General features: G+C 69.3%; 25 protein-coding genes and 1 tRNA gene. 9 read left to right on the top strand and 17 right to left on the bottom strand.

The window, feature by feature from the left end:
- Window positions 1-607: 607 nt before the first annotated feature.
- The 4 genes from cydX to CJ022_RS13410 form a co-directional block, all read right to left on the bottom strand.
- Window positions 608-739 carry a cytochrome bd-I oxidase subunit CydX gene (gene cydX, locus CJ022_RS13425; protein WP_101927133.1) on the bottom strand — a complete coding sequence of 44 codons (132 nt, stop codon included), beginning with the start codon at window positions 737-739 and terminating at the stop codon, window positions 608-610.
- A gap of 36 nt (window positions 740-775) precedes the next feature.
- Window positions 776-1,924: a cytochrome d ubiquinol oxidase subunit II gene (cydB, locus tag CJ022_RS13420; protein WP_101927132.1), complete on the bottom strand. Its 1,149-nt coding sequence runs from the start codon at window positions 1,922-1,924 to the stop codon at window positions 776-778.
- Window positions 1,925-1,951: 27 nt separating this feature from the next.
- Complete coding sequence (locus CJ022_RS13415) at window positions 1,952-3,577, bottom strand: cytochrome ubiquinol oxidase subunit I (RefSeq protein ID WP_101927131.1); 1,626 nt, start codon at window positions 3,575-3,577, stop codon at window positions 1,952-1,954.
- A gap of 378 nt (window positions 3,578-3,955) precedes the next feature.
- Window positions 3,956-4,726 carry a Crp/Fnr family transcriptional regulator gene (locus CJ022_RS13410; RefSeq protein ID WP_101927130.1) on the bottom strand — a complete coding sequence of 257 codons (771 nt, stop codon included), beginning with the start codon at window positions 4,724-4,726 and terminating at the stop codon, window positions 3,956-3,958.
- A gap of 189 nt (window positions 4,727-4,915) precedes the next feature.
- Between CJ022_RS13410 and parC the strand changes: the two genes are divergently transcribed.
- The 7 genes from parC (at window position 4,916) to CJ022_RS13375 (ending at window position 13,282) form a co-directional block, all read left to right on the top strand.
- Window positions 4,916-7,159 (top strand): DNA topoisomerase IV subunit A, encoded by a 2,244-nt coding sequence (gene parC / locus CJ022_RS13405; protein WP_101927129.1) that lies wholly within the window; start codon window positions 4,916-4,918, stop codon window positions 7,157-7,159.
- A 140-nt stretch (window positions 7,160-7,299) separates the two neighbouring features.
- Window positions 7,300-7,971, top strand: a complete 672-nt coding sequence (locus CJ022_RS13400) for a thiopurine S-methyltransferase (RefSeq protein WP_101927128.1) — start codon at window positions 7,300-7,302, stop codon at window positions 7,969-7,971.
- 94 nt (window positions 7,972-8,065) lie between these two features.
- Window positions 8,066-8,142: transfer RNA gene (locus tag CJ022_RS13395), tRNA-Arg, on the top strand.
- Between the two features lie 100 nt (window positions 8,143-8,242).
- Window positions 8,243-9,778, top strand: a complete 1,536-nt coding sequence (gene amaB / locus CJ022_RS13390) for an L-piperidine-6-carboxylate dehydrogenase (RefSeq protein WP_101927127.1) — start codon at window positions 8,243-8,245, stop codon at window positions 9,776-9,778.
- A gap of 228 nt (window positions 9,779-10,006) precedes the next feature.
- A complete protein-coding gene (locus CJ022_RS13385; protein ID WP_101927126.1) occupies window positions 10,007-11,311 on the top strand; it encodes a quinone-dependent dihydroorotate dehydrogenase in 1,305 nt (434 codons plus the stop codon).
- Window positions 11,312-11,321: 10 nt separating this feature from the next.
- Window positions 11,322-12,356: a UDP-N-acetylmuramate dehydrogenase gene (gene murB, locus CJ022_RS13380; protein WP_101927125.1), complete on the top strand. Its 1,035-nt coding sequence runs from the start codon at window positions 11,322-11,324 to the stop codon at window positions 12,354-12,356.
- Window positions 12,357-12,415: 59 nt separating this feature from the next.
- The gene (locus CJ022_RS13375; protein WP_101927148.1) at window positions 12,416-13,282 is read left to right on the top strand and encodes a DMT family transporter; all 867 of its coding nucleotides are present in this window, start codon (window positions 12,416-12,418) and stop codon (window positions 13,280-13,282) included.
- 83 nt (window positions 13,283-13,365) lie between these two features.
- On the opposite strand, the gene lolD is transcribed toward CJ022_RS13375, so the two are convergent.
- From lolD to CJ022_RS13330, 9 genes are all read right to left on the bottom strand, one after another.
- Window positions 13,366-14,085, bottom strand: a complete 720-nt coding sequence (gene lolD / locus CJ022_RS13370) for a lipoprotein-releasing ABC transporter ATP-binding protein LolD (RefSeq protein ID WP_233198768.1) — start codon at window positions 14,083-14,085, stop codon at window positions 13,366-13,368.
- A 4-nt stretch (window positions 14,086-14,089) separates the two neighbouring features.
- On the bottom strand, window positions 14,090-15,331 hold the full coding sequence (locus tag CJ022_RS13365) for a lipoprotein-releasing ABC transporter permease subunit (RefSeq protein WP_101927123.1): 1,242 nt from the start codon (window positions 15,329-15,331) through the stop codon (window positions 14,090-14,092).
- A gap of 141 nt (window positions 15,332-15,472) precedes the next feature.
- On the bottom strand, window positions 15,473-15,841 hold the full coding sequence (locus CJ022_RS13360) for a hypothetical protein (RefSeq protein WP_233198766.1): 369 nt from the start codon (window positions 15,839-15,841) through the stop codon (window positions 15,473-15,475).
- Window positions 15,842-15,875: 34 nt separating this feature from the next.
- Window positions 15,876-16,127 (bottom strand): FAD assembly factor SdhE, encoded by a 252-nt coding sequence (locus CJ022_RS13355; RefSeq protein WP_101927121.1) that lies wholly within the window; start codon window positions 16,125-16,127, stop codon window positions 15,876-15,878.
- Between the two features lie 15 nt (window positions 16,128-16,142).
- The gene (locus CJ022_RS13350) at window positions 16,143-16,928 is read right to left on the bottom strand and encodes a succinate dehydrogenase iron-sulfur subunit (protein ID WP_101927120.1); all 786 of its coding nucleotides are present in this window, start codon (window positions 16,926-16,928) and stop codon (window positions 16,143-16,145) included.
- 15 nt (window positions 16,929-16,943) lie between these two features.
- The gene (gene sdhA, locus CJ022_RS13345; RefSeq protein ID WP_101927119.1) at window positions 16,944-18,734 is read right to left on the bottom strand and encodes a succinate dehydrogenase flavoprotein subunit; all 1,791 of its coding nucleotides are present in this window, start codon (window positions 18,732-18,734) and stop codon (window positions 16,944-16,946) included.
- Between the two features lie 7 nt (window positions 18,735-18,741).
- The gene (gene sdhD / locus CJ022_RS13340) at window positions 18,742-19,161 is read right to left on the bottom strand and encodes a succinate dehydrogenase, hydrophobic membrane anchor protein (RefSeq protein WP_101927118.1); all 420 of its coding nucleotides are present in this window, start codon (window positions 19,159-19,161) and stop codon (window positions 18,742-18,744) included.
- A complete protein-coding gene (gene sdhC / locus CJ022_RS13335; protein ID WP_101927117.1) occupies window positions 19,158-19,553 on the bottom strand; it encodes a succinate dehydrogenase, cytochrome b556 subunit in 396 nt (131 codons plus the stop codon). The genes sdhD and sdhC overlap by 4 nt, the downstream gene beginning before the upstream one ends.
- 81 nt (window positions 19,554-19,634) lie before the next feature.
- Window positions 19,635-19,829: a DUF1674 domain-containing protein gene (locus tag CJ022_RS13330; protein ID WP_233198790.1), complete on the bottom strand. Its 195-nt coding sequence runs from the start codon at window positions 19,827-19,829 to the stop codon at window positions 19,635-19,637.
- Here CJ022_RS13330 and ygfZ point away from each other — a divergent pair.
- On the top strand, window positions 19,828-20,691 hold the full coding sequence (ygfZ, locus tag CJ022_RS13325) for a CAF17-like 4Fe-4S cluster assembly/insertion protein YgfZ (protein ID WP_101927115.1): 864 nt from the start codon (window positions 19,828-19,830) through the stop codon (window positions 20,689-20,691). The genes CJ022_RS13330 and ygfZ overlap by 2 nt on opposite strands.
- A gap of 156 nt (window positions 20,692-20,847) precedes the next feature.
- Window positions 20,848-21,348 (top strand): OmpA family protein, encoded by a 501-nt coding sequence (locus tag CJ022_RS13320; RefSeq protein ID WP_158238425.1) that lies wholly within the window; start codon window positions 20,848-20,850, stop codon window positions 21,346-21,348.
- 66 nt (window positions 21,349-21,414) lie between these two features.
- On the opposite strand, the gene CJ022_RS13315 is transcribed toward CJ022_RS13320, so the two are convergent.
- The 4 genes from CJ022_RS13315 to CJ022_RS13300 all read right to left on the bottom strand — a co-directional run bounded on the left by CJ022_RS13315 (window position 21,415) and on the right by CJ022_RS13300 (window position 26,289).
- Entirely contained in the window at window positions 21,415-23,688 is a 2,274-nt protein-coding gene (locus tag CJ022_RS13315; protein WP_101927113.1) for a thiamine pyrophosphate-dependent enzyme, read from the bottom strand.
- Window positions 23,689-23,713: 25 nt separating this feature from the next.
- Window positions 23,714-24,361, bottom strand: a complete 648-nt coding sequence (locus CJ022_RS13310) for a glutathione S-transferase family protein (RefSeq protein ID WP_199171551.1) — start codon at window positions 24,359-24,361, stop codon at window positions 23,714-23,716.
- Between the two features lie 145 nt (window positions 24,362-24,506).
- Complete coding sequence (locus tag CJ022_RS13305; RefSeq protein ID WP_101927111.1) at window positions 24,507-25,073, bottom strand: GNAT family N-acetyltransferase; 567 nt, start codon at window positions 25,071-25,073, stop codon at window positions 24,507-24,509.
- Window positions 25,074-25,125: 52 nt separating this feature from the next.
- Window positions 25,126-26,289, bottom strand: coding sequence for an acyl-CoA dehydrogenase family protein (locus tag CJ022_RS13300; RefSeq protein WP_101927110.1), 1,164 nt, complete (start codon window positions 26,287-26,289; stop codon window positions 25,126-25,128).
- Window positions 26,290-26,348: the final 59 nt, after the last annotated feature.

Genomic DNA, 26,348 nt, shown 5'->3' with positions numbered 1-26,348 from the left:
AGGTCATCACAGCCTTACCAGCCGTGAACATCAAACCCGCCAACGCGGGTTTTTTTGTGCCCGGGATTTGGCGGTTGCGGTCCGGCGGTGGGGACGTGGGCCGTGCTCGCGGCGCGCCGTGGCGCGCGTCCCTGCGCCGCGCCCTCGGTGACCGGCGCCGAGCGCCGGCTCCGCACCGGCACGACGCCTCCGCAGGTAGTGCGGAACGCGCGAAAGATCGCCCGCTGACGAGCGCGCCTGCCCGCGATGTGGAGCACGGCCGCTGAGCGACGCCCCCCGCCGGACTGTGGAGAAATGCGGCGATCGCTCGCCTGCAATTCGCGCTCCCGATGCAGGCGCGCGGGAACCTGGCGGCGGGAGTCTGCGCGCGTACCCGGAGAGCCAGCACCCTCAGTAACGAGACGCCCGTGCATCACTGCACGGACCGCATCACGAACCAGGGGTCACGAACGTCGACGCTCGATGCCACCAGCCGCATGGCTCTGGGCAGACGCCCGCGCGCGCTGCCTGCCTTCCCCGCGGCGCCCCGGTGCGCGATCCGTCCTCGCCCTGCACCGACCGTCACTTCCCACATGCAGCTCTCGCCACGCGTCGCCGCGTCGTTACCTCACTTGCCGCCCTCGCTGCCCTCGCCGCGCGCCGCCTCGCGTCGCTGCTCGCGCACCTCGAACCACATGCCGTTGAGGATCGCGAACGTCGCAGCCAGGCCGATGCCGAGGATCCAGGCGAAATACCACATGGTGTCGTCTCCGTTGCGCGGACGGTGCCGCGGGGGTCAGTAGGCGTTGGGGGTGTCGGCGACGCTGGCTTCGGTCACTTCGCCGCGCATCACGCGGTAGACCCAGGCCGTGTAGACCAGCACCAGCGGCAGGAACACGACGGTCGCCAGCAGCATGATCCACAGCGTCAGATGGCTGCTCGACGCGTCCCACAGGGTCAGGCTGGCGTCGGGCATCGTCGAGGACGGCAGCAGGAACGGAAACGCCGCGAAGCCGACCGTCAGGATCACGCCGGCCAGCGACACGCCCGACGCGATGAACGCCAGGCCGCCGCGGCGCAACCACAGCAGCAGCGCTGACGCGAGCGCGCCCACTACCCCCAGCAAGGGCGCGACCGCCGTCCACGGCATCAACGTGTAGTTGGCCAGCCACAGGCCCGTCTCGCGGACCACGGTCTTGCGCAGCGGGTTCGACGCCACCGCACCGTCGACCGCCGATTCGATACGGAACCCGTCGATCCCGATCGCCACCCACACGCCGGCCAGCACGAACAGCACCGCGCCAAGCGAGGCCGCCACGCTGCCGTAGCGCGCGGCGCGCTCTGCGATTGGACCGGAGGTCTTGAGCACCAGTATCGCCGCGCCGTGGGCGACCAGCAGGCTCACGCTGACCAGCCCAGCCAGCAGCGCGAACGGGGTCAGCAGGGCGAAGAAACCGCCGGTATAGAGCGGACGCAGCTCGGGCGTGAAGCCGAATGGCACGCCCAGCAGCACATTGCCCACCGCGACGCCGAAGATCAGCGCCGGCACCGCACCGCCGACGAACAACGCCCAGTCCCAGGTCTGCTTCCATGCCGTGTGCTCCACCTTGCCGCGGAACTTGAAACCGACCGGACGCAGGATCAGCGCGAAGAGGATGAGGAACATCGCCAGGTAGAACCCGGAGAAGCTGACCGCATACAGCGGCGGGAACGCCGCGAAGATCGCGCCACCGCCGAGGATCAGCCAGACCTGGTTGCCCTCCCAGACCGGGCCGATGGTGTTGACGACGATGCGCCGCTCCGTCTCGGTCCTGGCCACGAACGGCAGCAGCGTACCCACACCGAGATCGAAACCGTCCATGACCGCGAAGCCGATCAGCAGGACGCCCAGCAGCAGCCACCAGACCAGCCGCAGCGTCGCGTAATCGAGGGGAATGAAGTCCATGGTGAGTTCCTCGGGGAAAAGTGTGCGTCAGACGTTCGTGCGAGGCGACAGAACAAGCACGTCGAGCCCGAGTTGGTCGATGTCCGGGGCCACGTCGTCGACGGCGGCCGGTGCATCGTCCTGCGTCGGCGGTGCGAGCACGTCGGGCCCCTTGCGGATGGCGTTGAGCATCAGCTTCGCGGCGACGATGGCCAGTCCTGTGTAGATGATCACGAAGCCCGCCAGCGAAATCAGGATGTCCTTCAGTGCGATGCCGGACGCGGCATAGAAGGTCGGCAGCACGCCCTCCACCGCCCAGGGCTGGCGGCCGTATTCGGCGACGAACCACCCGCATTCGATCGCGATCCACGGCAGCGGTAGGCTCCAGAGCGCGATCCACAGGAACCGCCGGCTCTCCTCGACGCGGCCGCGCGTGACCGTCCAGAACGCGAACGTGAAGAACCCGATCAGGTAGAAGCCGATGCCGGCCATGATCCGGAACGTCCAGAACAGCGGCGCGACACGCGGCACGGTGTCGAGTGCGGCGCGGGACACTTCCTGCTCGGTGGCGTTGACGATGTCGTCGCGGTAGCGCTTGAGCAGCAGGCCATGGCCGAGGTCGGTCCAGTGCTGGTCGAAGGCGGCACGCGCGGCCACGTCGTCGCCGTTCTCGCGCAGTCGCTCCAGTGCGGCATAGGCCCGCTGCCCGCCGCGGATGCGGTGCTCGGCACGCTCGACCAGCTCGAGGATGCCGGGGATCTCGCCGTCGAGCGAACGCGTCGCGATCAGGCCCATCAGCCACGGAATCTTGATCTCGAAGCGGTTGTGCTGGCCGGACTGGTCCGGCAGCCCGATCACGGTGAAACCGGCCGGCGCGGGCTCGGTGTGCCACATCGCCTCGATTGCGGCGAGCTTCATCTTCTGGTGCTCGGTGGCGGCGTAGCCGCTCTCGTCGCCGAGCACCACCACGCTCAGCGCCGACGCCAGGCCGAAGCTCGCGGCGACCGCGATCGAGCGCCGCGCGATGTCCTTGTGCTTGCCGCGCAGCAGATAGAACGCGCTGACCGACATCACGAAGATCGCGCCGGTCACGTAGCCCGCGCTGACCGTGTGCACGAACTTGGCCTGGGCGACCGGGTTGAAGATCACCGCGACGAAGTCGGTGATCTCCATGCGCATGGTGTCGGGATTGAACACCGCGCCGACCGGATTCTGCATCCAGCCGTTGGCGACCAGGATCCACAGCGCCGAGAAGTTGGCGCCCAGCGCGACCAGCCAGGTCACCACCAGGTGCTGGATCTTGGACAGCCGCTTCCAGCCGAAGAAGAACAGGCCGATGAAGGTCGCTTCGAGGAAGAACGCCATCAGCCCTTCGATCGCCAGTGGCGCGCCGAAGATGTCGCCGACGTACTGGCTGTAGTAGGCCCAGTTCATGCCGAACTGGAATTCCATGACGATGCCGGTGGCGACGCCGACGGCGAAGTTGATGCCGAACAGCACGCCCCAGAAGAGCGTCATCCGCCTCCAGACATCGCGTCCGGTCATGACATAGACGCTCTCCATGATCGCCATCATGAAAGACAGCCCCAGGGTCAGCGGCACGAACAGGAAGTGGTACATCGCGGTGAGCGCGAACTGGAGCCGGGACAGCTCGACGACGGTCATGTCGATCATGGGTTTCAACCGGAACGGGGCATGCCGGCATGCTCGGCTCCGGCCCCGGATCGCGCATTGATCCTGATCAATGCAGTCCACGCGCGCAGATGCGACAAGGGCGCGGTGCCGTGCGCGGCGTCGGGACCAGGGAGGTTGCCGGCGCGGCGATCCGCCGGAACGGGCCACCGGGCTGGCGACGAGGGCGTCCCTGGACAGGCCGCAGGACCGCGGACCGGCGTCGCGCGCGGTATTCCATGTGCCGATCGGCAGGCGTGGCGGCATCGCCGGCCGCCAAGAACATGCGGGCGTATGTCCCAGCGGCCCGGCTGGCTGCACGCCGTGGACCTGCGGGCGATCACGCGATCACGGCACGCGGGCAGCGAGCCCGCGGCGGACTCAGAGGCCGGCGGCGCTCCGCAGCGTCCGCAGGTCGACCAGGTCGATCCGGTGCGGATCCTCGAACGCGATCGCCCCGCTCTGGCGCAGCTTCGTGAAGCTGCGGCTGACGGTCTCGATGGTCAGTCCCAGGTGGTCGGCGATGTCGGTGCGGGTCATCGGCAGCTCGACATGATCGATGCTGCCGCCGCGCTGTTGCTGGCGTCCGGCCAGTTCGACGAGAAAACCCGCCAGGCGCTCGCTTGGCCCCAGCCGGGCCAGCAGCATCAGGCTGCCGCGGGTGGCATCGAGTTCGCTGCACGCCTGGGTGAGCAGACCCGATTCGAGTGCCGGGTACCGCGTGCGCAACTGCCGCCTCTCGCCGAACGGAAACGTGCACAGCACGCTGTCGGTGATCGCTTCGATCGTGTGCCGGTAGCGCGGCGCGCCGCTGAAACCGATGAAGTCGCCCGGCAGCAGGAACCCGGCGACCAGGCGGCGACCGTCCGGCAACAGCCGCACCCGACGCAGCATGCCGCGGGTCACGGTGTAGACCTCGCGCCGTGGATCGCCCTCGTGGGCCAGCGTGGCGCCCGGCGGCAGCAGCAGCTCACCGGCCGCAGCCTCAAGCGCCTGCGTCTCCGACGCCGGCAATGCCGCGCAGACCGCCAGATGCCGGGTCAGGCAGTCCGCGCAGCCCGGATGCGGCGCGCGGCGCGCGCTGCCCGACACGGCGTGCCGCGCGCCGGAAACGGACTCGGCAGGCGGACGCGGGTGCGGTTTGGGGGCCATGACGCCGCGATGATAGCGCGCGCCGTGCCGCAGGCCGGACGCGGGGTGGCGCGATCCCTGCGCGTGAGGCCGGTGCCCACCGCGCCGCGCCGCCCGTTGGCGCCGCCCGCCGCGTCGATCGCCCGAGACGACGTCACGCCCGGGACGCGCACCCGCTAAAATCGGCGATCCACCGCAGATGCTGTCCCGATGACCGAGTCCGTCCGTCCCGCCTTCCATGGTTTCGAGCAGCTGCCGCTGCGCGAGTTCGCCGAGCGTGCCTACCTCGACTATTCGATGTACGTCGTGCTCGACCGCGCCCTGCCCTTCATCGGCGATGGCCTCAAGCCGGTGCAGCGCCGCATCATCTACGCGATGAGCGAGCTCGGCCTCAGCGCCGCGGCGAAACCGAAGAAATCCGCGCGCACCGTCGGCGACGTGATCGGCAAGTACCACCCGCACGGCGACAGCGCCTGCTACGAGGCCTTGGTGCTGATGGCGCAGCCGTTCTCGTACCGCTATCCGCTGATCGACGGCCAGGGCAATTTCGGGTCCAGCGACGATCCCAAGTCCTTCGCGGCGATGCGCTACACCGAATCGAAGATGACGCCGATCGCCGAAATGCTGCTGGCCGAGCTCGGCCACGGCACCGTCGACTGGACCGACAACTTCGACGGCACGATGGAAGAGCCGTCGTGGCTGCCGGCGCGGTTGCCGCACCTGCTGCTCAACGGCACCACCGGCATCGCGGTCGGCATGGCGACCGACGTGCCGCCACACAACGTCGGCGAGATCGTCAGTGCCTGCGTGCGCCTGCTCGACGCGCCCGACGCCAGCGTGCGCGACCTCTGCGAGCACGTGCGCGGCCCGGACTATCCGACCACCGCCGAGATCATCACGCCCGCCTCCGACCTGCTGGCGATGTACGAGACCGGCCACGGCAGCGTGCGCGCGCGCGCCACGTTCCAGAAGGAAAACGCCAACATCGTCATCACCGCGCTGCCCTACCAGGTCAGCCCGAGCAAGGTGATCGAGCAGATCGCAGCCCAGATGCGCGCCAAGAAGCTGCCGTGGCTGGAAGACATCCGCGACGAATCCGACCATGCCAATCCGGTGCGCGTGGTGCTGATCCCGCGCTCGAACCGTGTCGATGCCGAGCAGCTGATGGGGCATCTGTTCGCGACGACGGACCTGGAGAAGAGCTACCGGGTCAACCTCAACATCATCGGGCTCGACGGCCGGCCGCAGGTCAAGAACCTGAAGATGCTGCTGTCGGAGTGGCTGCAGTTCCGCACCACCACCGTGACCCGTCGCCTGACCCACCGCCTGGAGAAGGTCGAGCGTCGCCTGCACCTGCTCGACGGCCTGCTGGTCGCGTTCCTCAACCTCGACGAGGTGATCCGCATCATCCGCACCGAGGACGAGCCGCGCGGCGTGCTGCAGGCGCGCTTCGGACTCAGCGACGAACAGGTCGACTACATCCTCGAGACGCGTCTGCGCCAGCTCGCGCGCCTGGAAGAGATGAAGATCCGCGGCGAGCAGGCGGAGCTGGAAAGCGAACGCGACCGCCTGACCGCGACGCTCGGCAGCGGCGCCAAGCTGAAGAAGCTGATCAAGGACGAACTGCTGGCCGATGCGAAGAAGTTCGGCGACCCGCGGCGTTCGCCGCTGGTGGTCCGTGGCAGCGCGCAGGCGCTGGCCGAGACCGACCTGGTGCCGAGCGAGCCGGTGACGATCGTCGTCAGCGAAAAGGGCTGGGTGCGCGCGGCGAAAGGCCACGACATGGACCCGACGGCGATGTCGTATCGCGACGGCGACCGCCTGCTGGCGTTCGCGCGCGGACGCACCACGCAGCAGGTCGCGTTCCTCGACGCCAACGGCCGCAGCTACTCGACGATCGCGCATTCGCTGCCGTCGGCGCGCGGCAACGGCGAGCCGCTGACCGGGCGCTTCTCGCCAGCCGCCGGCGCCGCGTTCCAGGCGGTCGCCAGTGGCGACAACGACACCCGCTTCGTGCTCGCCTCCTCGCACGGCTACGGCTTCGTGACCCGGTTCGAGAACCTGACCGGCCGTCAGAAGGCCGGCAAGGCGATGCTGTCGCTGTCGCCGGGCGCCACGGTGCTGCAACCCGCACCGGTGCGCGATGCGGCGCTCGACCGCCTGGTCATCGTCACCAGCGCCGGCCACCTGCTGGTGTTCCCGGTCGCCGACCTGCCGGAACTCGACAAGGGCAAGGGCAACAAGATCATCGAGATCCCGAAGGCCAAGCGCGGCACCGAGCACGTCATCGCGGTCGCGGCCGTGCCGCCGGGCAGCGCGCTGCTGGTGCTGTCGGGCGCACGGACGATGACGCTGTCGTTCAAGGAGCTCGACCCGTATCTCGGCGCACGCGGCTCGCGCGGCGGTCTGCTGCCGCGTGGCTGGCAGAAGGTGGACGACCTCGCGATCGCGTGATGCGGCGCGGCGACAGCGCCTCAGCTGCGCCGAGGATGCTGCTGTCGGCGCGCACTGGCGCGCGGCCCGACGTCGTCCGTCCAGGTCGCGCGCCAGCGCGTACCTGCCAGACACCGCCACAACCGACCGGAGCCATCCCCATGCAACCCGACTTCTGGCACCAGCGCTGGTCGAGCGATCGCATCGGCTTCCACCAGGACCGGCCGTCGCCGCTGCTGGTCGAGCACTGGGCCGCGCTCGCCCTCGCCGCCGATGCCCGGGTCTTCGTCCCGCTGTGCGGCAAGTCGCTGGACATGGTGTGGCTGGCCGAGCGCGGCCACCGGATCCTCGGCGTCGAACTCGCCGAGATCGCCATCCGCCAGTTCTTCGACGAACTTGGGCTGACGCCGTCGCGCCGCACGACCGCGGCGGGCGTGCATTTCAGCGCGGGCCCGTACGAACTGATCTGCGGCGATGCCTTCGCGCTCGAGGCCGACGTGCTGGCCGACTGCGCCGGCCTCTTCGATCGCGCCGCCCTGATCGCACTGCCGCCTGCGCTGCGCCGGGTCTACGCCGACACCAGCTGGCGGCGCATGCCGGCCGAGGCCCGCGGCCTGCTGATCACGCTGGACTATCCCCAGCGCGAGAAGCAGGGGCCGCCGTTCGCCGTGGGCCCGGACGAGGTCCACGCCCTGTTCGATGCCGACTGGCAGCTCGCGCTGCTGGAGACCCGCGACATCCTCGACCGCGAACCCGGCTTCGTCGCCGACGGCGTCACCGCCCTGTCGACCCGCGCCTGGCGCGTGGCGCGGCGCGGCGAACCGGCACGCTGAGCGTCCTGACCGTCCAGTCGACCGGCGGGCGCGGGCATCGGCCGGGTCCGCGGTTGGGTAAACCGCCGCGGCATGCGAAAATCGCGCACCGCATGGCCCCGTAGCTCAGCTGGATAGAGCGGTCCCCTCCTAAGGGACAGGTCGCCCGTTCGAATCGGGCCGGGGTCACCAGTCCGCGACTTCCCCTGCCGGCCCTGCGCCGCGTCGCGCCCGCTTTTCCGCATGTCGCCGGTCCCGGACCGGCGGCGTCCGTTCACAAGGAGTTTTCCGCATGACCCATTCCGTCCTCACCGCGCTCGGCCTGTCGGCCACCGAATCGGGCACCTACCTGGGCAACGGCGAGTGGTCGAAGACCCGCGACGCCGGCGTCATCGAGCCCGTCAACCCGACCGATGGCGAAGTGCTCGCCCGCGTGCAGGCCAGCTCGCAGGCCGACTACGACCTGATCGTCGAGCGCGCCCAGGCGGCGTTCAAGGTCTGGCGCAAGACCCCCGCCCCGCGCCGCGGCGAAGCCGTGCGCCTGTGCGCCGACGCGCTGCGCACGCACAAGGACGCGCTGGGTTCGCTGGTCGCGCTGGAGATGGGCAAGTCGAAGCCGGAAGGCGACGGCGAAGTGCAGGAAATGATCGACATCGGCGAGTTCGCCGTCGGCCTGTCGCGCCAGCTCTACGGCCTGACGATGCACTCCGAGCGCCCGGGCCACCGCATGTACGAGCAGTGGCACCCGATGGGCGTGGTCGGCATCATCAGCGCGTTCAATTTCCCGGTCGCGGTGTGGGCGTGGAATGCGCTGGTCGCGGCGGTCTGCGGCAACATCTCGATCTGGAAGCCGTCGCCGAAGACACCGCTGTCGGCGATCGCGTCGATGAAGATCTGCAACGAAGCGCTGAACAAGGCCGGCTTCCCGGACATCTTCTTCCTGTTCAACGATGCCGGCAGCGATCTCGCGCAGGCCTTCGTCGACGACAAGCGCATCGCGCTGGTCAGCTTCACCGGTTCGACCAAGGTCGGCCGCCACGTCGGTGAGCGCGTTGCCAAGCGCATGGGCCGCTCGCTGCTGGAACTGGGCGGCAACAACGCGATCATCGTCGACCCGACCGCCGACCTGAAGATGGCGATTCCGGCGATCGTGTTCGGCGCTGTCGGCACCGCCGGCCAGCGCTGCACGACGACGCGCCGCCTGTTCGTGCACGAGTCGATCTTTGATGACGTGCTGGGCAAGCTGAAGACCGCCTACGGCCAGGTCGAGAAGAAGATCGGCGATCCGACCGACGCCGCCAACCTGATGGGCCCGCTCAACAGCCGCGACGGCGTGCAGGCATACCTCGCCGCGATCGAAAAGGCCAAGGCCAGCGGCGGCACGATCGAGAGCGGCGGTCGCGCACTGGATGATCGCAAGGGTAACTTCGTGCTGCCCGCCCTTGTCAGTGGCCTGACCAACGATGCCGAGGTCGTGCAGACCGAGACCTTCGCCCCGATCCTCTACGTCATGAAGTACCGCGATCTGGAAGAAGCGATCGACCTGCAGAACGACGTGCCGCAGGGCCTGTCGTCGTCGCTGTTCACGACCGATCTGCGCGCGTCCGAGCAGTTCCTCTCGGCCTGGGGTTCGGATTGCGGCATCGCCAACGTCAACATCGGCACCAGCGGCGCGGAAATCGGCGGTGCGTTCGGCGGCGAGAAGGAAACCGGCGGTGGCCGTGAATCGGGTTCGGATGCGTGGCGCGCCTACATGCGCCGCCAGACCAATACGATCAACTACTCCGATGCCATGCCGCTGGCGCAGGGCATCAAGTTCGACCTTTAAACCCGGCACCGGCGACGCGTGGCAATCGCCGCGCGTCGCCCTCGGCCAGCAGCAGGCCGCATCTTCTGGAATAATCGACGCTCCCCTCGTCGACCGCAGGTCGTCCCGCATGGCCCTGTCGCCCTGCCCGTGTGCGCTGTCCGCCGCCGACCGGTGGACGGGCCGCATCGGGGACCGCATCCGTTCCGCCGCGCCGTCTCCTCCGCTTCCGTCGAATCCCGTCTGCCCATGAGTACGCCTCCACGCCAGACCAGCGTGCTCGCGGTCGTCAGTCTGATCGCCGGGCTGCTCGGCTGGAGCCTGCTGCCCGTGCTGGGCAGCATCGTGGCGATCGTCACCGGGCACCTGGCCCGCAGCGAGATCCAGCGCGCACCGGATCGCCTGGAGGGCGACGGTCTCGCGATCGCCGGCCTGGTGCTGGGCTATGTCGCCGTCGCGCTCGCGGTCGTCACCGTCGCCATCGCGTTCCTGTTCTTCGGCGGCCTGTTCGCCATGATCGCGTTGGTCTTCCGGCTCGATCCCGAGCGTGCGCACGGCGTCACGCTGGCGACGCTGGACCTGCTGCATCGCGCCGGCCTGATGTCGACGCTCGCGCACCGGCCCACGCCGCTGCCGACCGAGGCCTTCGGCCTGCGCTTTCCCAATCCGGTGGGGCTCGCCGCCGGGCTCGACAAGAACGGCGCGCACATCGATGCGCTGTTCGCGCTCGGCTTCGGCTTCGTCGAGATCGGCACGGTCACGCCGAAGCCGCAGGCCGGCAATCCGAAACCGCGGATGTTCCGGCTGCCGCGCCACCGCGCGCTGATCAACCGGCTGGGCTTCAACAACGCGGGCGTCGATGCGCTGGTCGCCAACGTCGGTCGCGCCCGGCGCGACGGCGTGCTCGGCATCAACATCGGCAAGAACAAGGACACGCCGAACGAGGACGCGGCGGACGACTACCTGTTCTGCCTGGAGCGGGTGTATCCGCTGGCCGACTACATCACCGTCAACATTTCCTCGCCGAACACGGCCGGCCTGCGCGAGCTGCAGGAAGAACAGTCGCTGCGGCGCCTGATCGGCACGCTGCGCGAGGCCCAGGAGCGGTTGGCCGCCCAACACGGCAAGCGCGTGCCGGTGCTGGTCAAGGTGGCGCCCGATCTCAGCGACGACGACATCGAGGCCGCCGCGCGCGTGCTGTCGGACCTGCGGGTCGACGGCGTCATCGCGACGAACACGACGGTCTCGCGCATCAGCGTGCAGGGCGACCGCCGCGCGGACGAAGCCGGCGGCCTGTCCGGCGAGCCGCTGATGAACAAGGCGACGACGGTGCTGCGGATGATGCGCACCCGGCTCGACGACGACATCCCGCTGATCGGCGTCGGCGGCGTGCTGTCGGGCGCCGATGCGGTCAAGAAGGTCGCCGCGGGCGCGAGTCTGGTGCAGCTGTATTCCGGCCTGGTCTACCGCGGCCCCCCGCTGATCGGCGAATGCGTCGAGGCGATCCGCCGGCGCAAGGAAGCCCCCAGCCGCGGCAACGTGCCGGCGACCTGATCCGACGACGATGCCGTTTCCCTGCCGCGTCACCGACCGGGCCGATCTGCGCGCCCGCAACACCTTCGGCGTCCACGCCACCGCGCGTCGCCTGCTCGAGGTCGATTCGGTCGCGTCGCTGCCGGCCGTGCTCGATGCCCTGCCTGCCGATGCGACACCGCTCGTGCTCGGCGGCGGCAGCAACCTGCTGTTCGCCGACGATCCGCCAGGCGACGTGCTGGCCCTCGTCGACACGACGATCGACCTGCTCGGCGACCACGGCGCGAGCACCCATGTCCGCGCCGCGGCCGGTGCCGGCTGGCACGACGTGGTGCTGTACACGCTCGGCCACGGCCTCGGCGGACTCGAGAATCTCGCGCTGATTCCGGGCACGACCGGCGCCGCGCCGATCCAGAACATCGGCGCCTATGGCGTCGAGGTCGGCGAACGCATCGCCGCCGTCGACGCGATCGATCGCGCGCATGGCGTCTCCGTGCGCCTCGATGCCGCCGCCTGCCGCTTCGGCTATCGCGACAGCGTCTTCAAGCAGACGCCCGACCGGTATCTGGTGACGGCCGTGGAATTCGCCCTGTCGCGCGACGCCGCGCCGGTGCTCGACTACGCCGGGCTGCGCGATGCGCTGCTCGCGCGTGGCCGCACCGAACCGACACCGCGCGACGTCGCCGATGCGGTCATCGCCATCCGGCGCAGCAAGCTGCCCGACCCCGCGGTCATCGGCAACGCCGGCAGCTTCTTCAAGAATCCGATCGTGCCGCAGGCCGTCGCCGACGCCCTGCACGCGGCTTCCCCCACCCTGCCCGTGTTCGACGCCGGCCCCGGCCTGCGCAAACTGTCGGCCGCATGGCTGATCGACCAGTGCGGCTGGAAGGGCCATCGCGACGGCGACGCCGGCGTGTCGGCCGGCCATGCGCTGGTGCTGGTCAACCACGGACGGGCCAGCGGCGCCGACCTGCTGGCGCTGGCCCGTCGCATCGCGGCATCGGTGCAGGCGCGCTTCGGCGTGATGCTGGAGCCCGAACCGAGGATCGTCGGGGCGGCGTGGTGAACGCGCGCGCCCTGCTCCGCTGGCGACCCGCGACCGTGCAGGGACAGGCCGCGCTGCTGATGCTCGGCAGCACGTCGGCGTTCGCGCTGATGGCCATCGCTATCCGCTACGCCTCGGCGACCATCCCGACCACCGAGGTCGCGTTCTTCCGCAACTTCTTCGGCCTGCTCGCGCTGCTGCCGATCCTGCTGCGGCACGGGACCGGCCTGCCGCGTACGCGCAATCTCGGCCGGTACGCGACCCGGACCGTGATCGGCCTCGGCTCGATGCTGTGCGCGTTCTGGGCGATCGGCCATCTGCCGCTGTCGCAGGCGATCTCGCTGTCGTATGCGGCGCCGCTGTTCGCGACGATCGCGGCGGTGATCTGGCTCGGCGAGATCGTGCGCCTCCGGCGCTGGATGGCGGTGTCCGCGGGCTTCCTCGGCGTGGTGGTGATCCTGCGGCCGGGCGTGGCGTTCACGGCGGCGATGCTGGTGCCCGTGTTCGGTGCGCTGCTCGCCGCCCTGGTCGCGATCCAGATGAAGCAGCTCTCCCGGCTGGATCCACCCGACACGATCGTGTTCTACACGTATCTGTTGTGGGTGCCGCTGTCGCTGGTGCCGGCGCTGTTCCAGTGGGTCTGGCCAGACCCGGTCGTGTGGCTGTGGCTGATCGCGACCGGCGTGCTCGGCACGCTGGGCCAGTGGCTGTGGACGCGGGCGCTGCGCCTGGGCGAAGTGTCGGCGCTGCAGCCGATCAGCTTCGTGCAGCTGCCGATCGTCGTGCTGTTCGGCTGGCTGCTGTTCGGCGAGGTCATCGACATGTGGACCGCGATCGGCGCCGCGATCGTGTTCGGCGCCAACGGTTACATCGCGCACCGCGAAGCGGTGCTGTCGCGCCGGGCCGCGACGCAACGGCCGGCCGAAGCGGCGAAGCCGAGCGAATAGCCGCGCCTGCAGGGTCGGGCTGGCGCGACGGGCTTGACCGGCGACGCCTCTTCACCCGCCCGCACGCGCCTACGGGTCGTGCCTCAGACGTCGTCCTTCGCGACCTCGCGCAGCTTGCCCTGGTGCAGCTCCATGACCCGGTCGAGCTTGCGCGCCAGCCGGCGGTCGTGGGTCACCAGCACCAGGCTCGTGCGCTGGGCGTGGTTGAGGTCGAGCATCAGGTCGAACACGGTCGCCGCCGTGCGTTCGTCGAGATTGCCGGTCGGCTCGTCGCCGAGCACGCAGGCCGGCTTGTTGACCAGCGCCCGCGCGACCGCGGCGCGCTGCCGCTCGCCGCCCGACAGCTCGCCCGGCTTGTGGCCGAGGCGATGGCCCAGGCCGACCGCTTCCAGCAGCGCCCGCGCGCGCGCCGTCGCATCCGCATCGGACGCGCCGTTGAGCGCGGCCGGCAGCATGACGTTCTCCAGCGCGGTGAACTCGGGCAGCAGATGATGGAACTGGTAGACGAAGCCCAGCGAGCGGTTGCGCAGCGTGCCGCGCGCCGCGTTCGACAGCGCGCTCATCTTCTGGCCCGAGACGAAGACTTCGCCCGAGGTCGGCGTGTCCAGCCCACCGAGCAGGTGCAGCAGCGTGCTCTTGCCGGCGCCGGACGCACCGAGGATCGCGACGGTCTCGCCGGCGCGGACGGCGAAGTCCAGCCCGTCGAACACCGGCGTGTGCAGCGTGCCTTCGGCGTAGGTCTTGCCCAGGCCTTCGGCGGCCAGCACGATCGAATCGGCATCGGGCAGCGCCGTTGCCGTCATGGCGTCATTCATAGCGCAGGGCCTCCGCCGGTGCGGTGCGCGCGGCGCGCCACGCGGGATAGATCGTCGCGAGGAAGGCCATCACCAGCGCGACGCTGGCGATCATCACCACGTCGCTGACCTGCAGGTCGATCGGCAGGCCGGTCACGTAGTAGACGTCTTCGGGCATCAGCACGACGCCGAACAGGCGCTCGATCGCGCCGAGAATGTGGGCCAGGTTGAAGGTCAGCAGCAGGCCGCCGGTGATGCCGAGAAGCGTGCCGATGACGCCGATCATCGTGCCCTGCACCATGAACACCTGCATGACCCCGCCGGGCGTCAGCCCCAGCGTGCGCAGGATCGCGATATCGGCCTGCTTGTCGGTCACCAGGCTGACCTGCGAGGCGACGAGGTTGAACGAGCCCATGACGATGATCAGCGACAGCAGGATGCCGATCATCGTCTTCTCGAGCTTCAGCGCGCGGAACATGTTGGCGTTCTCGCGGCTCCAGTCGCTGACCAGGTAACTGCCGCCCAGCGACACCGCGAGATCGCGTGCGACGTCCCAGGCCCGATCCATGTCGTGCAGCTTCAGGCGCACGCCGGTGACGCCCTCGCCGACCCGCAACAGGCGTTGCGCGTCGCTGAGGTTGACGACCGCCAGCCGCCGGTCGAAATCCTGGTAACCGGCCTCGAAGATGCCGCTGACGGTGAAGCGCTTGAGCTGCGGCACCGCGCCCATCGGCGTGACCTGGAAATCGGTCGTGACGATGACGCTGTCGCCGACCCGCACGCCCAGCCACAGCGCCAGTTCCTTGCCGAGCACGATGTTGAAGCGCCCGGGCTGCAGGTCCGACAGCTCGCCCTGCACCATCGACGTGCCGAGGTCGGACACGCTGCCTTCGTCGTCCGGCGATACCGCGCGGATGGCCGCGGGTTCGTTGCGCGCACCGCGCAGCAGCGCCTGGGTGTCGATGTACGGCGCGGCGCCGGCGATGCGGGGATCCTCGCGCGCGATGTCGACCGCGCGCGCCCAGTTCTGCATCGTGTCGCCGTCGCCGCTGATCGTCGCGTGCGCGACCATGCCCAGCATGCGGTCGCGGATTTCCTTCTGGAACCCGCTCATCACCGCCAGCGTGGTGATCAGCACGGTCACGCCGATCGCGATGCCGAGGATCGACGCCAGCGAGATGAAGGAGATGAAGCCGTTGCGCCGCTTGGCGCGCAGGTAACGCAGGCCGATGGCCGCGGGAATGGGTCTGAGCATGGGATGGGTGTGCGCTGGCGGCGCGTCGGAACACGCCTGCCGTCGGCCCCCGGTGCTGCGGTCCGGGCCTGCCGGACCGGGCGCGCCGGCGGTCGTGATACCGCGCCACGAAAGCCCCGGAGGGCGGAAGCTGAGGGACCGCTATGGTGCCATCGTTCCCAATCGCGGTGGGTTTGCGAATCCGGACGCGGCCAGTCGCAGTTCACGTCGTTTTGCAGGTGGCAGGGTGTCCGGCCACCACAGCAAGCGCTTCCGGCGCCCGTCGGTCGCACGCCAGTTCAGCGAGGCGATCGGACCGCGCCAGCGCACACGCGGATCGTCGAGCGTGTCGCCGTCGAGCAGGATGCACGGCGCTTCGGCATCGACCACCACGTCGCGACACGGGCGTCCCGCCTCGCAAGCCCGTTGTCTCAGTCCACCGATGACGACCAGCGCCACGACCGGCCACGCGAGCACACGCGGCAGTTCGGAGGCGAGCAGCGACAACGCCGCAGCGAAGGTCAGGAACAACAGGGCCGCGCCGAGCAGGCGCGACGGTCGCCACTCAAGGCGGCAGCGAGCGGATGTACTGGACGAGCGCGTCGAGGTCGTCATCTGCGGGACGTTCGTGGCCGAGGAACCAGAGCCACAACTTATCGTCCTCGCAATCGAGCAGCCGTCGGAAAGTGCCGCGCTCGTCTTCGGGCGCCGTCGCCCAGCGCCGGTCCAGCCAGCGCTCGAACAACTGGTCGAGTTCGCGCATGCCGCGACGGCTGCGCCAGCGCAGCCGCCGGTACTCGGCGTCGTCCCCGCTCATGCGCGCGGGCGTCCGTCAGCCCTGGCGGGCCAGCATCAGCTGCTTGATCTCGCCGATCGCCTTCGCCGGATTGAGGCCCTTGGGGCAGGTCCGCGCGCAGTTCATGATCGTGTGGCAACGGTAGAGCTTGAACGGGTCTTCGAGATCGTCCAGGCGCTTGCCGGTGTCCTCGTCACGGCTGTCGATGATCCAGCGGTAGGCCTGCAGCAGCACGGCCGGACCGAGGTAACGATCGCCGTTCCACCAGTAGCTCGGGCAGCTGGTGGTGCAGCAGGCGCACAGGATGCATTCGTACAGGCCGTCGAGCTTGGCGCGGTCTTCCTTCGACTGCAGGCGCTCGCGGTCCGGCGGCGCCGGCGTCTGCGTCCGCAGCCACGGCTGGATCGAGGCGTACTGCGCGTAGAAATGGGTCAGGTCCGGGACCAGATCCTTGACGACTTCCATGTGCGGCAGCGGATAGATCGGCACTTCGGCCTTGGTGCAGTCCTCGATCGCGCGGGTGCAGGCCAGGGTGTTGGTGCCGTCGATGTTCATCGCACACGAACCGCAGATGCCCTCGCGGCACGACCGGCGGAAGGTCAGCGTCGGATCGATCTCGTTCTTGATCTTGATCAGCGCGTCGAGAACCATCGGGCCGCACTTGTCGAGATCGAGCTCGTAGGTGTCGGTCGACGGGTTACGGCCATCGTCGGGATTCCAGCGGTACACCTTGAAGGTGCGGGTGCGCTTGGCGCCCTGCACTGCCGGGAAATGCCGGCCCTGCTGCACCTTGGAATTCTTCGGGAGCGAAAATTCTGCCATCTGGGGTCTCCCGGCTCAGTAAACGCGTGCTTTCGGCGGCACGACTTCGACTTCATCGTCGAGCGTGTACATGTGCACCGGGCGGTAGTCGATCTTCGTCGTGCCGGCATCGTCGGCCCAGCACAGCGTGTGCTTGTGCCAGTTGTCGTCGTCGCGATCCGGGAAGTCCTCGTGCGCATGCGCGCCGCGGGATTCCTTGCGGTTCTCGGCCGACACGATGGTCACGAGCGCCTGGCCCAGGAGGTTCTGCAGTTCCATCGTCTCGATCAGATCGGAGTTCCAGACCATCGAACGGTCGCTGACCTTGACGTCGGCGAACGAGGCGTGGATCTCGCGGATCTTGTCGACGCCCTCGGCCAGCGTCTTGCTGGTACGGAACACGGCGGCGTCGTTCTGCATCGTGCGCTGCATGTTGTCGCGGATCACCGAGGTCGGCGTGCCGCCGGTCGCGTGGCGCAGCTTGTCGAGGTTGGCCAGCGACTTGTCGCAGGCGTCGGCCGGCAGCGGCTTGTGGCGCGCATTCGGGGTGATCGTCTCGGCGCAGCGGTTCGCGACCGCGCGGCCGAACACGACCAGGTCCAGCAGCGAGTTCGAGCCCAGGCGGTTGGCGCCGTGCACCGACACGCAGGCGGCCTCGCCGATCGCGTACAGGCCCGGGACCACCGCATCCGGATTGCCGTCCTTCAACTGCACGACTTCGCCGTGGTAGTTGGTCGGAATGCCACCCATGTTGTAGTGAACGGTCGGAATCACCGGAATCGGCTGCTTCTCGACGTCGACACCGGCGAAGATCCGCGCGCTCTCGGCGATGCCGGGCAGCTTCTCGTGGATTTCCTTCGGGTCGAGATGGGTCAGGTCCAGATGGATGTGGTCCTTGTGCTCGCCGACGCCGCGGCCTTCGCGGATCTCCATCGTCATCGAGCGCGACACGACGTCACGCGAGGCGAGGTCCTTGGCGTTGGGCGCGTAGCGCTCCATGAAACGCTCGCCGTCGGCGTTGCGCAGGATGCCGCCTTCGCCGCGCACGCCCTCGGTGATCAGGCAGCCGGCGCCGTAGATGCCGGTCGGATGGAACTGCACGAATTCCATGTCCTGCAGGCCGAGGCCGGCGCGCAGCGCCATGCCGCCGCCGTCGCCGGTGCAGGTATGCGCCGACGTCGCCGAGAAGTAGGCGCGTCCGTAGCCACCGGTCGCCAGCACCACGCCCTGGGCGCGGAACAGGTGCAGCGAGCCCTCGGCCATGTCGAGTGCGAGCACGCCGCGGCAGGCGCCGTCCTCGTCCATGATCAGGTCGAGCGCGAAGTACTCGATGAAGAAGCGCGCGTCGTGCGCCAGCGACTGCTGGTAAAGGGTGTGCAGGATCGCGTGGCCGGTGCGGTCGGCCGCGGCGCAGGTGCGCTGGGCGATGCCCTTGCCGTAATGCGTCGTCATGCCGCCGAACGGGCGCTGGTAGATCTTGCCTTCCTCGGTGCGCGAGAACGGCACGCCCTGGTGCTCGAGCTCGATGATCGCGGGGATCGCCTCGCGGCACATGTACTGGATGGCGTCCTGGTCGCCCAGCCAGTCCGAGCCCTTGATCGTGTCGTAGAAGTGGAAGCGCCAGTCGTCCTCGCCCATGTTGCCGAGCGCGGCGGAGATGCCGCCCTGCGCCGCCACGGTGTGCGAGCGCGTCGGGAAGACCTTCGTCAGGCACGCCGTCTGGAGGCCCTTGTGGGCAAGGCCGAAGGTCGCGCGCAAGCCGGCGCCACCGGCGCCGACGACGATCATGTCGTACTTGTGTTCGGTGATCTTGTAAGCGTTGGTCATGTGGTTCTCAGCCCAGCAGTGCGATGCGCGCGATCGCATACAGCGATGCAAGCGCGCCGATCGCACAGGCGAATGTGACGAGGAGCTGCAGCGTGATCTCGAGGCCGCGCTCGTGGATGTAATCCTCGATCACCACCTGCAGGCCCAGCTTGGCGTGCCAGAACATCGCGATCGCGAACAGCGCGAACGCGATCGCGTTGAACGGACGGGCGAGGACGAGCTGCACGGTCGCCAGATCGGCGCCGGCCAGCGACACCAGCGTGCCAATGAACCAGGCCACCAGTGGCACCAGGGCGACGGCGGTGACCCGCTGCCACCAGAAATGTCCCGTGCCGGTCTTGCCCGAACCCAGACCGCGGGCGCGGCCGACGGGCGTGCGGAAATCGCGCGGACGCGCCGGCTCGACCGGCGTCTTGGACTCGCTCATGCGCCACCCCGCAATGCAATGAACCAGATCGCCGCGGTCAGCACGACCGACAGCGCGATCACGACGTAGCCGGAGCGGTAGACCTCCGGGATCTCGAAGCCCATGCCCGCATCCCACATCAGGTGGCGGATGCCGTTGAGCAGGTGGTAGACCAGCGCATAGGAGAACGCGGCCAGCACCAGCATGCCGAGCGGCGAGGTCAGCACCGCGGACGCGGAGACGTAGGCGTCGCCGCCTGCCGCGACCGCCAGCAGCCACCATGCGAGCCCGAAGGCGCCGACGGAGGCGACGATGCCGGTCACCCGGTGCATCAGGGACATCACCGATGTGATCTGCAGGCGATACAGCGTGCCCAGCATGAACGGTGACAACGGGCGGTTACGGTTAGCCATCGCTGTGCTGCTCTCCTCGCTGGCGGCATCACGCCGCGTGGCTGGAAGGGGCCGATCGCGGTGCGCGACGCGACCGTGAAATCAAAAATCGATACAACGACCGTTCTTTTCCCAGTCGCCATAACGCGTGGGATCGAGACCGTCGCGGCCACCGACCTCGGCGTCGGAGGCCGGCGTCGTCGCCGGCGTCTCCGCCGGTTCCGGGCTCGGCATCGCGGCGTCGTCGCCTATGATGTCGGGGTTGATCATCCGTTCAAGTTTAAGTCCCGCACCCATGTCCGACAAGCTGGAATTCCGCAGCGACGCGTGTTTCGCGTTGCCAGACCTGCATTACGTGCGTATCGAGGGCGCGGATGCGAGCGCATTCGTGCAGGCGCAGGTCACCAGCGATGTCGCCGCGCTGCCCGACGGCCACTGGCACTGGAGCGCATGGCTGACACCGAAAGGCCGTGTGATCGCGATCTTCGCGCTGCTGCGGGTCAGCGCGACCCGTCTCGACCTGGTGCTGCTGGACGTCGAACCCGCCGCATTCGTCGCACAGCTGCAACGCTACGTCTTCCGCAGCAAGGTGACGTTGACACGGCCCGGCATGCGGCTCGTCGGCGCCCTGCAGGCGCCGGAGAGCGCAGTCGGGAGCCGGTGGGCGGCAATCGGCGACGCGATCGAACTGGATGTCGGCACGGCTTCGATACCGCGGACCTTGCGCATCGCCCCCGGCGCAGACCACGCGCGTGACGATCCCGAGGCCCTCGCCCGCTGGCGGCGGACCGACCTCGCACTCGGCCTCCCGCGGCTCGCCGAAGAGCAGCAGTCCCAATGGACGCCGCAGCAGCTGTCGCTCGACCGGCTGCGCGCCTACAGCGTCAGCAAGGGGTGCTATCCCGGCCAGGAAATCGTCGCGCGTACCCATTTTCTCGGGCAGGCCAAACGTGGGCTGCAGGTCCTGCAGGCGTCGGACGCCGTCGATCCCGAGCTGGATGACGTGCTCGCCGCCGATACGGTGATCGGCAAGCGCATCGCCAGCGCAGGCGATCTGCACCTGGCCGTGATGCCGCCCGATGCCGCGTCGCACTCCCCGCTCACGACAGGTGGCCGGACGGTGCAGCCCATTCCGATGCGCGACGGCCTGGCCCGCTGACCGCAGCGCGCCGGCCCACTCGGGCGACCCGTTCCGCGTCGATTCGCGCTGCTATGCTCGGGGCTCGACAGCGCGCGCATGCGTGTCAGGGGATGTCGACGCGGGCACCAGGATGCCTGTGTTCCTGGGGGTTCAACCGACGTTGAAAGGGACATCATGAAGAAGACCGCACCTGCCGCGCTCGCCGCGGCATTGGCCTCCGGCCTGTTGCTCGCCGCCTGCACCACCACTGCACCGCCTCCGGCCCCGGAGCCGCCGCCACCGGCGCCACCGAGCGCGTTCGTCGAGAAGCTCGGCGCCGACGGCCTGTTCGCCTTCGGCAAGGCCAGCGTGCGCGATATCGGCCCTGAAGGCCGCGCCGAACTCGATGCGCTGGCCGCGCGCCTGACGGGCAACCGCCCGCTGGAGATCGTCCACGTCATCGGCCACAGCGACCGGATCGGCACCGCGCAGGCCAACCTGCGGCTGTCCAACCGGCGCGCCGACGCGGTGCGGGACTACCTCGTCGAGCAGGGCGTGCCGGCGGACCGGATCACCGCCGTTGGTCGCGGCGATGTCGAGCCGGTCATCGAATGCACCAGTGAACGTGGCGAGGCCCTGGTCGCCTGCCTGGCGCCGAACCGCAGGGTCGAGGTGCGGGTCCGGTTCGCGGACTGAGGTCATCGCTGCCGTGCGTGACGACGAAGCGCGGTTCCGGCCGCGCTTCGTCTTTTGCAACGGCACTCAGGCCAAGGCCATCGCCGCGGCAACGATGTCCGCCTCCGACGGAATCACCAGGAACGCCGCGCCCGCCAGTGGCGTGAACGTGTCGGCCCCAACGACCCGCCGCATCGGCTTCTCGCCGAGTCCGGCCTCGGCGATCGCGGTGATGACGCCCTCCCCGACCCCGGCGCTGCGACGCCCCTCGTCGACGACGAGAATCCGCGCACACTCGGCGGCATGCCGGGCGATCGCTGCCTCGTTCAAGGGCAGCAGCCAGCGCAGGTCGACGACCCGCAGCCGCCAGCCGCGTGCCGCCTCGATCGCCCGCGCCGCGCGCAGGCTCATCGGCACGCCGTTGCCGAAGGTGAACACCACGCAATCCGTGGCCTCCGGCGCGTAGACCCGCGCCTCGCCGAATACGAGCGCGCGGTCGGGCGGCGGATACGTGGTCAGCCAGCCGCCGTCGCCGGGCGCGTGGAGATCCTTGGTCATGTACAGCGCGATCGGTTCGAGCAGCGCGCAGACGCGGCCGTCGATCTTCGCCAGTGCGGCCAGGGTGCGCAGCATCATCGCCGCGTCGTCGCCGCGGCTGGGACAGCCGACGACCAGCCCGGGGATGTCGCGCAGCGCGGTGATCGAATTGTCGTTGTGGAAATGCCCACCGAAGCCACGCTGGTATCCGAGCGACGCGATCCGCAGCACCATCGGATTGCGGTACTGGCCGTTGCTGAAGAACTGCAGGCTCGCCGCTTCGCCGCGGATCTGGTCGCCGGCATTGTGGAAATACGCCAGGTACTGGATTTCTGGCAGCGGCAGCATCCCCATGTTCGCGTAGCCCTGGGCCAGGCCGAGAATCACCGTCTCGTCGAGCAGAGTATTGAACACGCGGCGTGCGCCGAAGGCTTTCTGCAGGCCCTTGGTCACCGTGTAGACGCCGCCCTTGCGCGCGACGTCCTCGCCGAACAGCACCGTTTCGGGATACTTCGCGAACAGGTCGTGCAGCGCCTGGTTGAGCTGGATCGCCAGATGCCGCGGCGGCTGGGCCTCGGGCAGTCGGTCCTCCCCGCCGAACACGGCCGCGCGCGCGGGCGCATGGTCGACGCGCGTCGCCTCGGCCTGCACCTTCGCCGGCGAATACGGCGCGAGCGGTGCGATCACCTCCGCCAGCGTCGTCAGCCTGGGCCGCCGGTCGGCGGCCTCGGCCGCGGCGAAACAGGCGGCACGCGTCGATTCGTAGAGCGCCAGCACCTCGTCCTTCGACAGCAGTCCCGACTCCAGCGCGATGGCCGCCGAACGCAACAGCGGATCGCTGGCCTCGACCGCGCACAGTTCCTCGAGCGGCCGCCATTCGATCTCGAAGTCGGTACCGGCATGCCCCATGAGCCGGGTCGTGCGCAGGTGCAGAAAGGTCGGACGTCGGGTCCTGCGGCAGTGCGCCACCGCACGCTGCACGTCGGCGTAGCCGCCGGCGAGATCGAGGCCGTCGGCGGCGATGTAGTCGAGGTCCGGGCGGTGCGCGAAATTGCGCGCGATCCAGCCGTCTGGCGTCTTGACCGAGATGCCGATGCCATTGTCCTCGCAGACGAACAGCACCGGCGCCGGCAGCTTCTGGTAGGCCGTCAACCCCGCCGCGTTGAAGGCGGTCTGCGCGGTCGCGTGGTTGCTCGACGCATCGCCGAACGAGCAGATCACGATGCTGTCGTCGGGCACCGGCAGCGCATGGCCGATGCGGCGCCCCTGCTCGATCGCGATCGCCGTGCCGAAGGCTTTCGGCAGATGCGAGGCGATCGTCGAGGTCTGCGGCAGCACCCAGAGCGGCTTGCTGCCCCAGACCTTGTGGCGGCCGCCGCTGGCGGGATCGTCGCGGCTGGCAGCGAACGACAGCGCCGAGTCCATCACCGGATCCAGGCCCGGCAGCTTGCGGAACCGCTCGGCCATGAAGGCGCCGCTGCGGTAATGCAGGAATGCGGGATCGGTGTGGCGGGTCGCGCGCGCGACCATCGCGTTGCCTTCGTGGCCGCTGGAGCCGATCGTGTAGAAGACCTTGTTCTGGACCCGCAGCACCCGCGCCATCAGGTCGAGGTGGCGGCTGACGATCTGTGATTCGAACAACGCCCGGAAGCCGCGTGCATCGAGCGCGCTGCCCTCGAGCACCGGCGCGTCGTCGCCAGGCGCAGGACGCCGCGTGCCGTCCCAGCCCTGCACGAATTCCTGGAAGTTGACGTCGCAGATCTCGGCGCGATTGAGGCCGCGCATGCGCGCCGGGATCGGATCGGGGACACGCTGGAAGGTCATCGGCTCGTCCGGTGTGGGATCGATGTCAGTCGGCCTGCGCGAAGCGCGCGGCGATGTCGGAAGGCGGCGCCGGCATCGGCACATAGCCGGGCGTCGCGGCCACGCGCGCCAGCCAGTCGCGCACCGCGGGATACGGCGTGAGATCGAAACCGCCGTCAGCGGCGACCGCGGTGTAGGCGGCGAGGGCGATATCGGCGATTCCGTAGGCCGGGCCGGTGAACCAGGCCTGCGACTGCAGATGCCGCGCCATGACCCGCAGGGCCTCGTGCCCGCGCGCGTGCAGCGCCGGCAGTTCGGCGCGGCGTGGGGACGCGTGCGACGTCCAGCCGCGGATGAAGCGGGCGACCGCGATGCAGGGCTCGTGGCTGTACTGCTCGAAGAACATCCAGGACAGGGCCTGCGCGCGTGGCCAGGGCGCCTGCGGCATGAGGCCCGACGATGGCGCGTTGTCGGCGAGCCAGACCAGCATCGCGTTGGATTCGACCAGCACGTCGCCATCCTCGCGGACCAGCACCGGCACCCTGCCGTTGGGATTCAACGCGAGGAATGCCGGCGTCCGGGTCGCGCCGCCGGGACTGTCGACCTCGATCCAGCGACAGTCCTGCCCCAGCTGCGCGAGCAGCAGGCGGACCTTGTGGCAGTTGCCCGACCACGAATTGCCGTAGAGCGTGATCACGGCGCGTGCGTCCGGCCCGTCTTCGTCATGCGCGCGGCCGCGCGGCACGCGTCGCGCACCCCGACGACGCGAGAGCGGCACGGCGGGCCGATGTCGCCGTCGCCCGGCAGGCGATGCGCCCTCGCCCACCGCCCGGCCCGCATCAGGCGGCGGTCTCGACGGCCCGGCGCGCGCGCCACTGCGCCGCGCTCTGGCGCCAGACGTCGACGCGTGCCTCCTCGGACGGCGGTGGCAGCACGCCCGGCCCGCTGTTCTCCGCGCCCAGTCGCCGTGCCAGCTGTTGCGAGGCATGGTTGTCGGGATCGATGCAATGGATGATCTCGTCCCAGCCCAGCGTGTCCACCGCCCAGTCCGTCGCAGCGGTCGCGGCTTCGCGCGCGAAACCCTTGCCCCAGGCATCCGGGTGGAACACGAATCCCACCTCGGTGCCCGGCCAGCCCTCGGGCTGCCATGGGCCGGTCTGGCCCAGCCAGCGGCCGGTCGCGGTCTCGATCACCGAGAACATCGCGAAGCCCTGCACGACCCACGCGCCGGGCATCTGCAGGAAGCGACGCCACGCCGCGCCGCGCGGCAGATGACCGCCGATGTAGCGCGCCGCGTCGGGATCGCCGATGACCTCGGCGTAGCGTTCGAAATCCTCGATCCGCGGCACCCGCAACGTCAGCCGCGCGGTGTGCAGCACCGGTCCCCTTTCCACGTCCTGCGACATGCCAGATCCTCCGGAAAACGCCGGGCCGGCGCCGTTGCCGGCCCCGGTCCACTCAGAACGCGTTGATGCCCGTCAGCTCGCGGCCGACCACCAGCTGGTGCACGGTTTCCGTGCCTTCGTAGGTGATCACCGATTCCAGATTGAGCGCGTGGCGGATCGGGCAGTGCTCGGTCGTGATGCCGGCGCCGCCGAGCAGGTCGCGCGCCTCGCGGGCGATGTCGATCGCCATGCGGCAGTTGTTCCACTTCGCCAGACTGACCTGCGTGGGCTGCATGGTGCCGGCGTCCTTCAGGCGGCCGAGTTGCAGCGACAGCAGCTGTGCACCGGTGATGCGACGCGCCCAGTCGGCCATCTTCAGCTGCGCGCTCTGCGTCGCGGCCACCGGCCGGTCGAACAGGATGCGTTCCTTCGAATAGCCGAGCGCTTCGTCCAGGCACGCGACCGCCGCGCCGATCGGCCCCCAGGTGATGCCGTAACGCGCCTGCGTGAGGCAACCAAGCGGGCCCTTGAGGCCTTTGACGTTCGGCAACCGGTTGGCCTCGGGCACGCGCACGTCATCGAAGTACAGGGCGCTGGTCACCGACGCGCGCAGGCTCATCTTGTGCTTGATCTCCTGCGCGCTGAAACCGGCGAACCCGCGTTCGACCAGGAAACCCTGGATCCCGTCGTCGGTCTGCGCCCAGACGATCGCGACATGCGCGAGGTTGCCGTTGGTGATCCACATCTTGGCGCCGTTGAGCACCCAGTCGTCGCCGTCGCGCCTGGCGTGCGTCTTCATGTTCGCCGGGTCCGAACCGCCGTGCGCCTCGGTCAGGCCGAAGCAGCCGATGACCGTGCCCGCGGCCATGTCGGGCAGCCAGCGACGCCGCTGGTCCTCGCTGCCGTAGGCGTAGATCGGATACATGCACAGCGACGACTGCACGCTGGCGAAACTGCGCAGGCCGGAATCGCCCCGCTCGAGTTCCTGGCAGATGAGCCCGTAGCTGACCGAGTTCAGACCCGCGCAGCCGTATTCCTCCGGCAGCGTCGCGCCGAGCAGTCCGAGACCCGCCATGTCCGGGATCAGTTCCGCCGGGAAGCGGGCCTGGTCGAAGCAGTCGCCGATGATCGGCAGCACGCGCTCGTCGGTGAACCGGGCGACGGCATCCTGCACCGCACGCTCTTCGTCGCTGAGCAGGGAACGGACGTCGTAGAGATCGTAGGGATGCAGGGCCATGGGACGCGATCCGGCGGAAAGATCGCATTGTAGCGAGCGGGCCCTCGCGCTGGCCCGCC

Origin of the sequence: Luteimonas rhizosphaerae, assembly GCF_002849595.1 — a bacterium.
Lineage (GTDB): Bacteria > Pseudomonadota > Gammaproteobacteria > Xanthomonadales > Xanthomonadaceae > Luteimonas > Luteimonas cellulosilyticus.
Note: the sequence above shows the minus strand (reverse complement) of the source record. Positions and strands in the feature narration are given on the sequence as shown.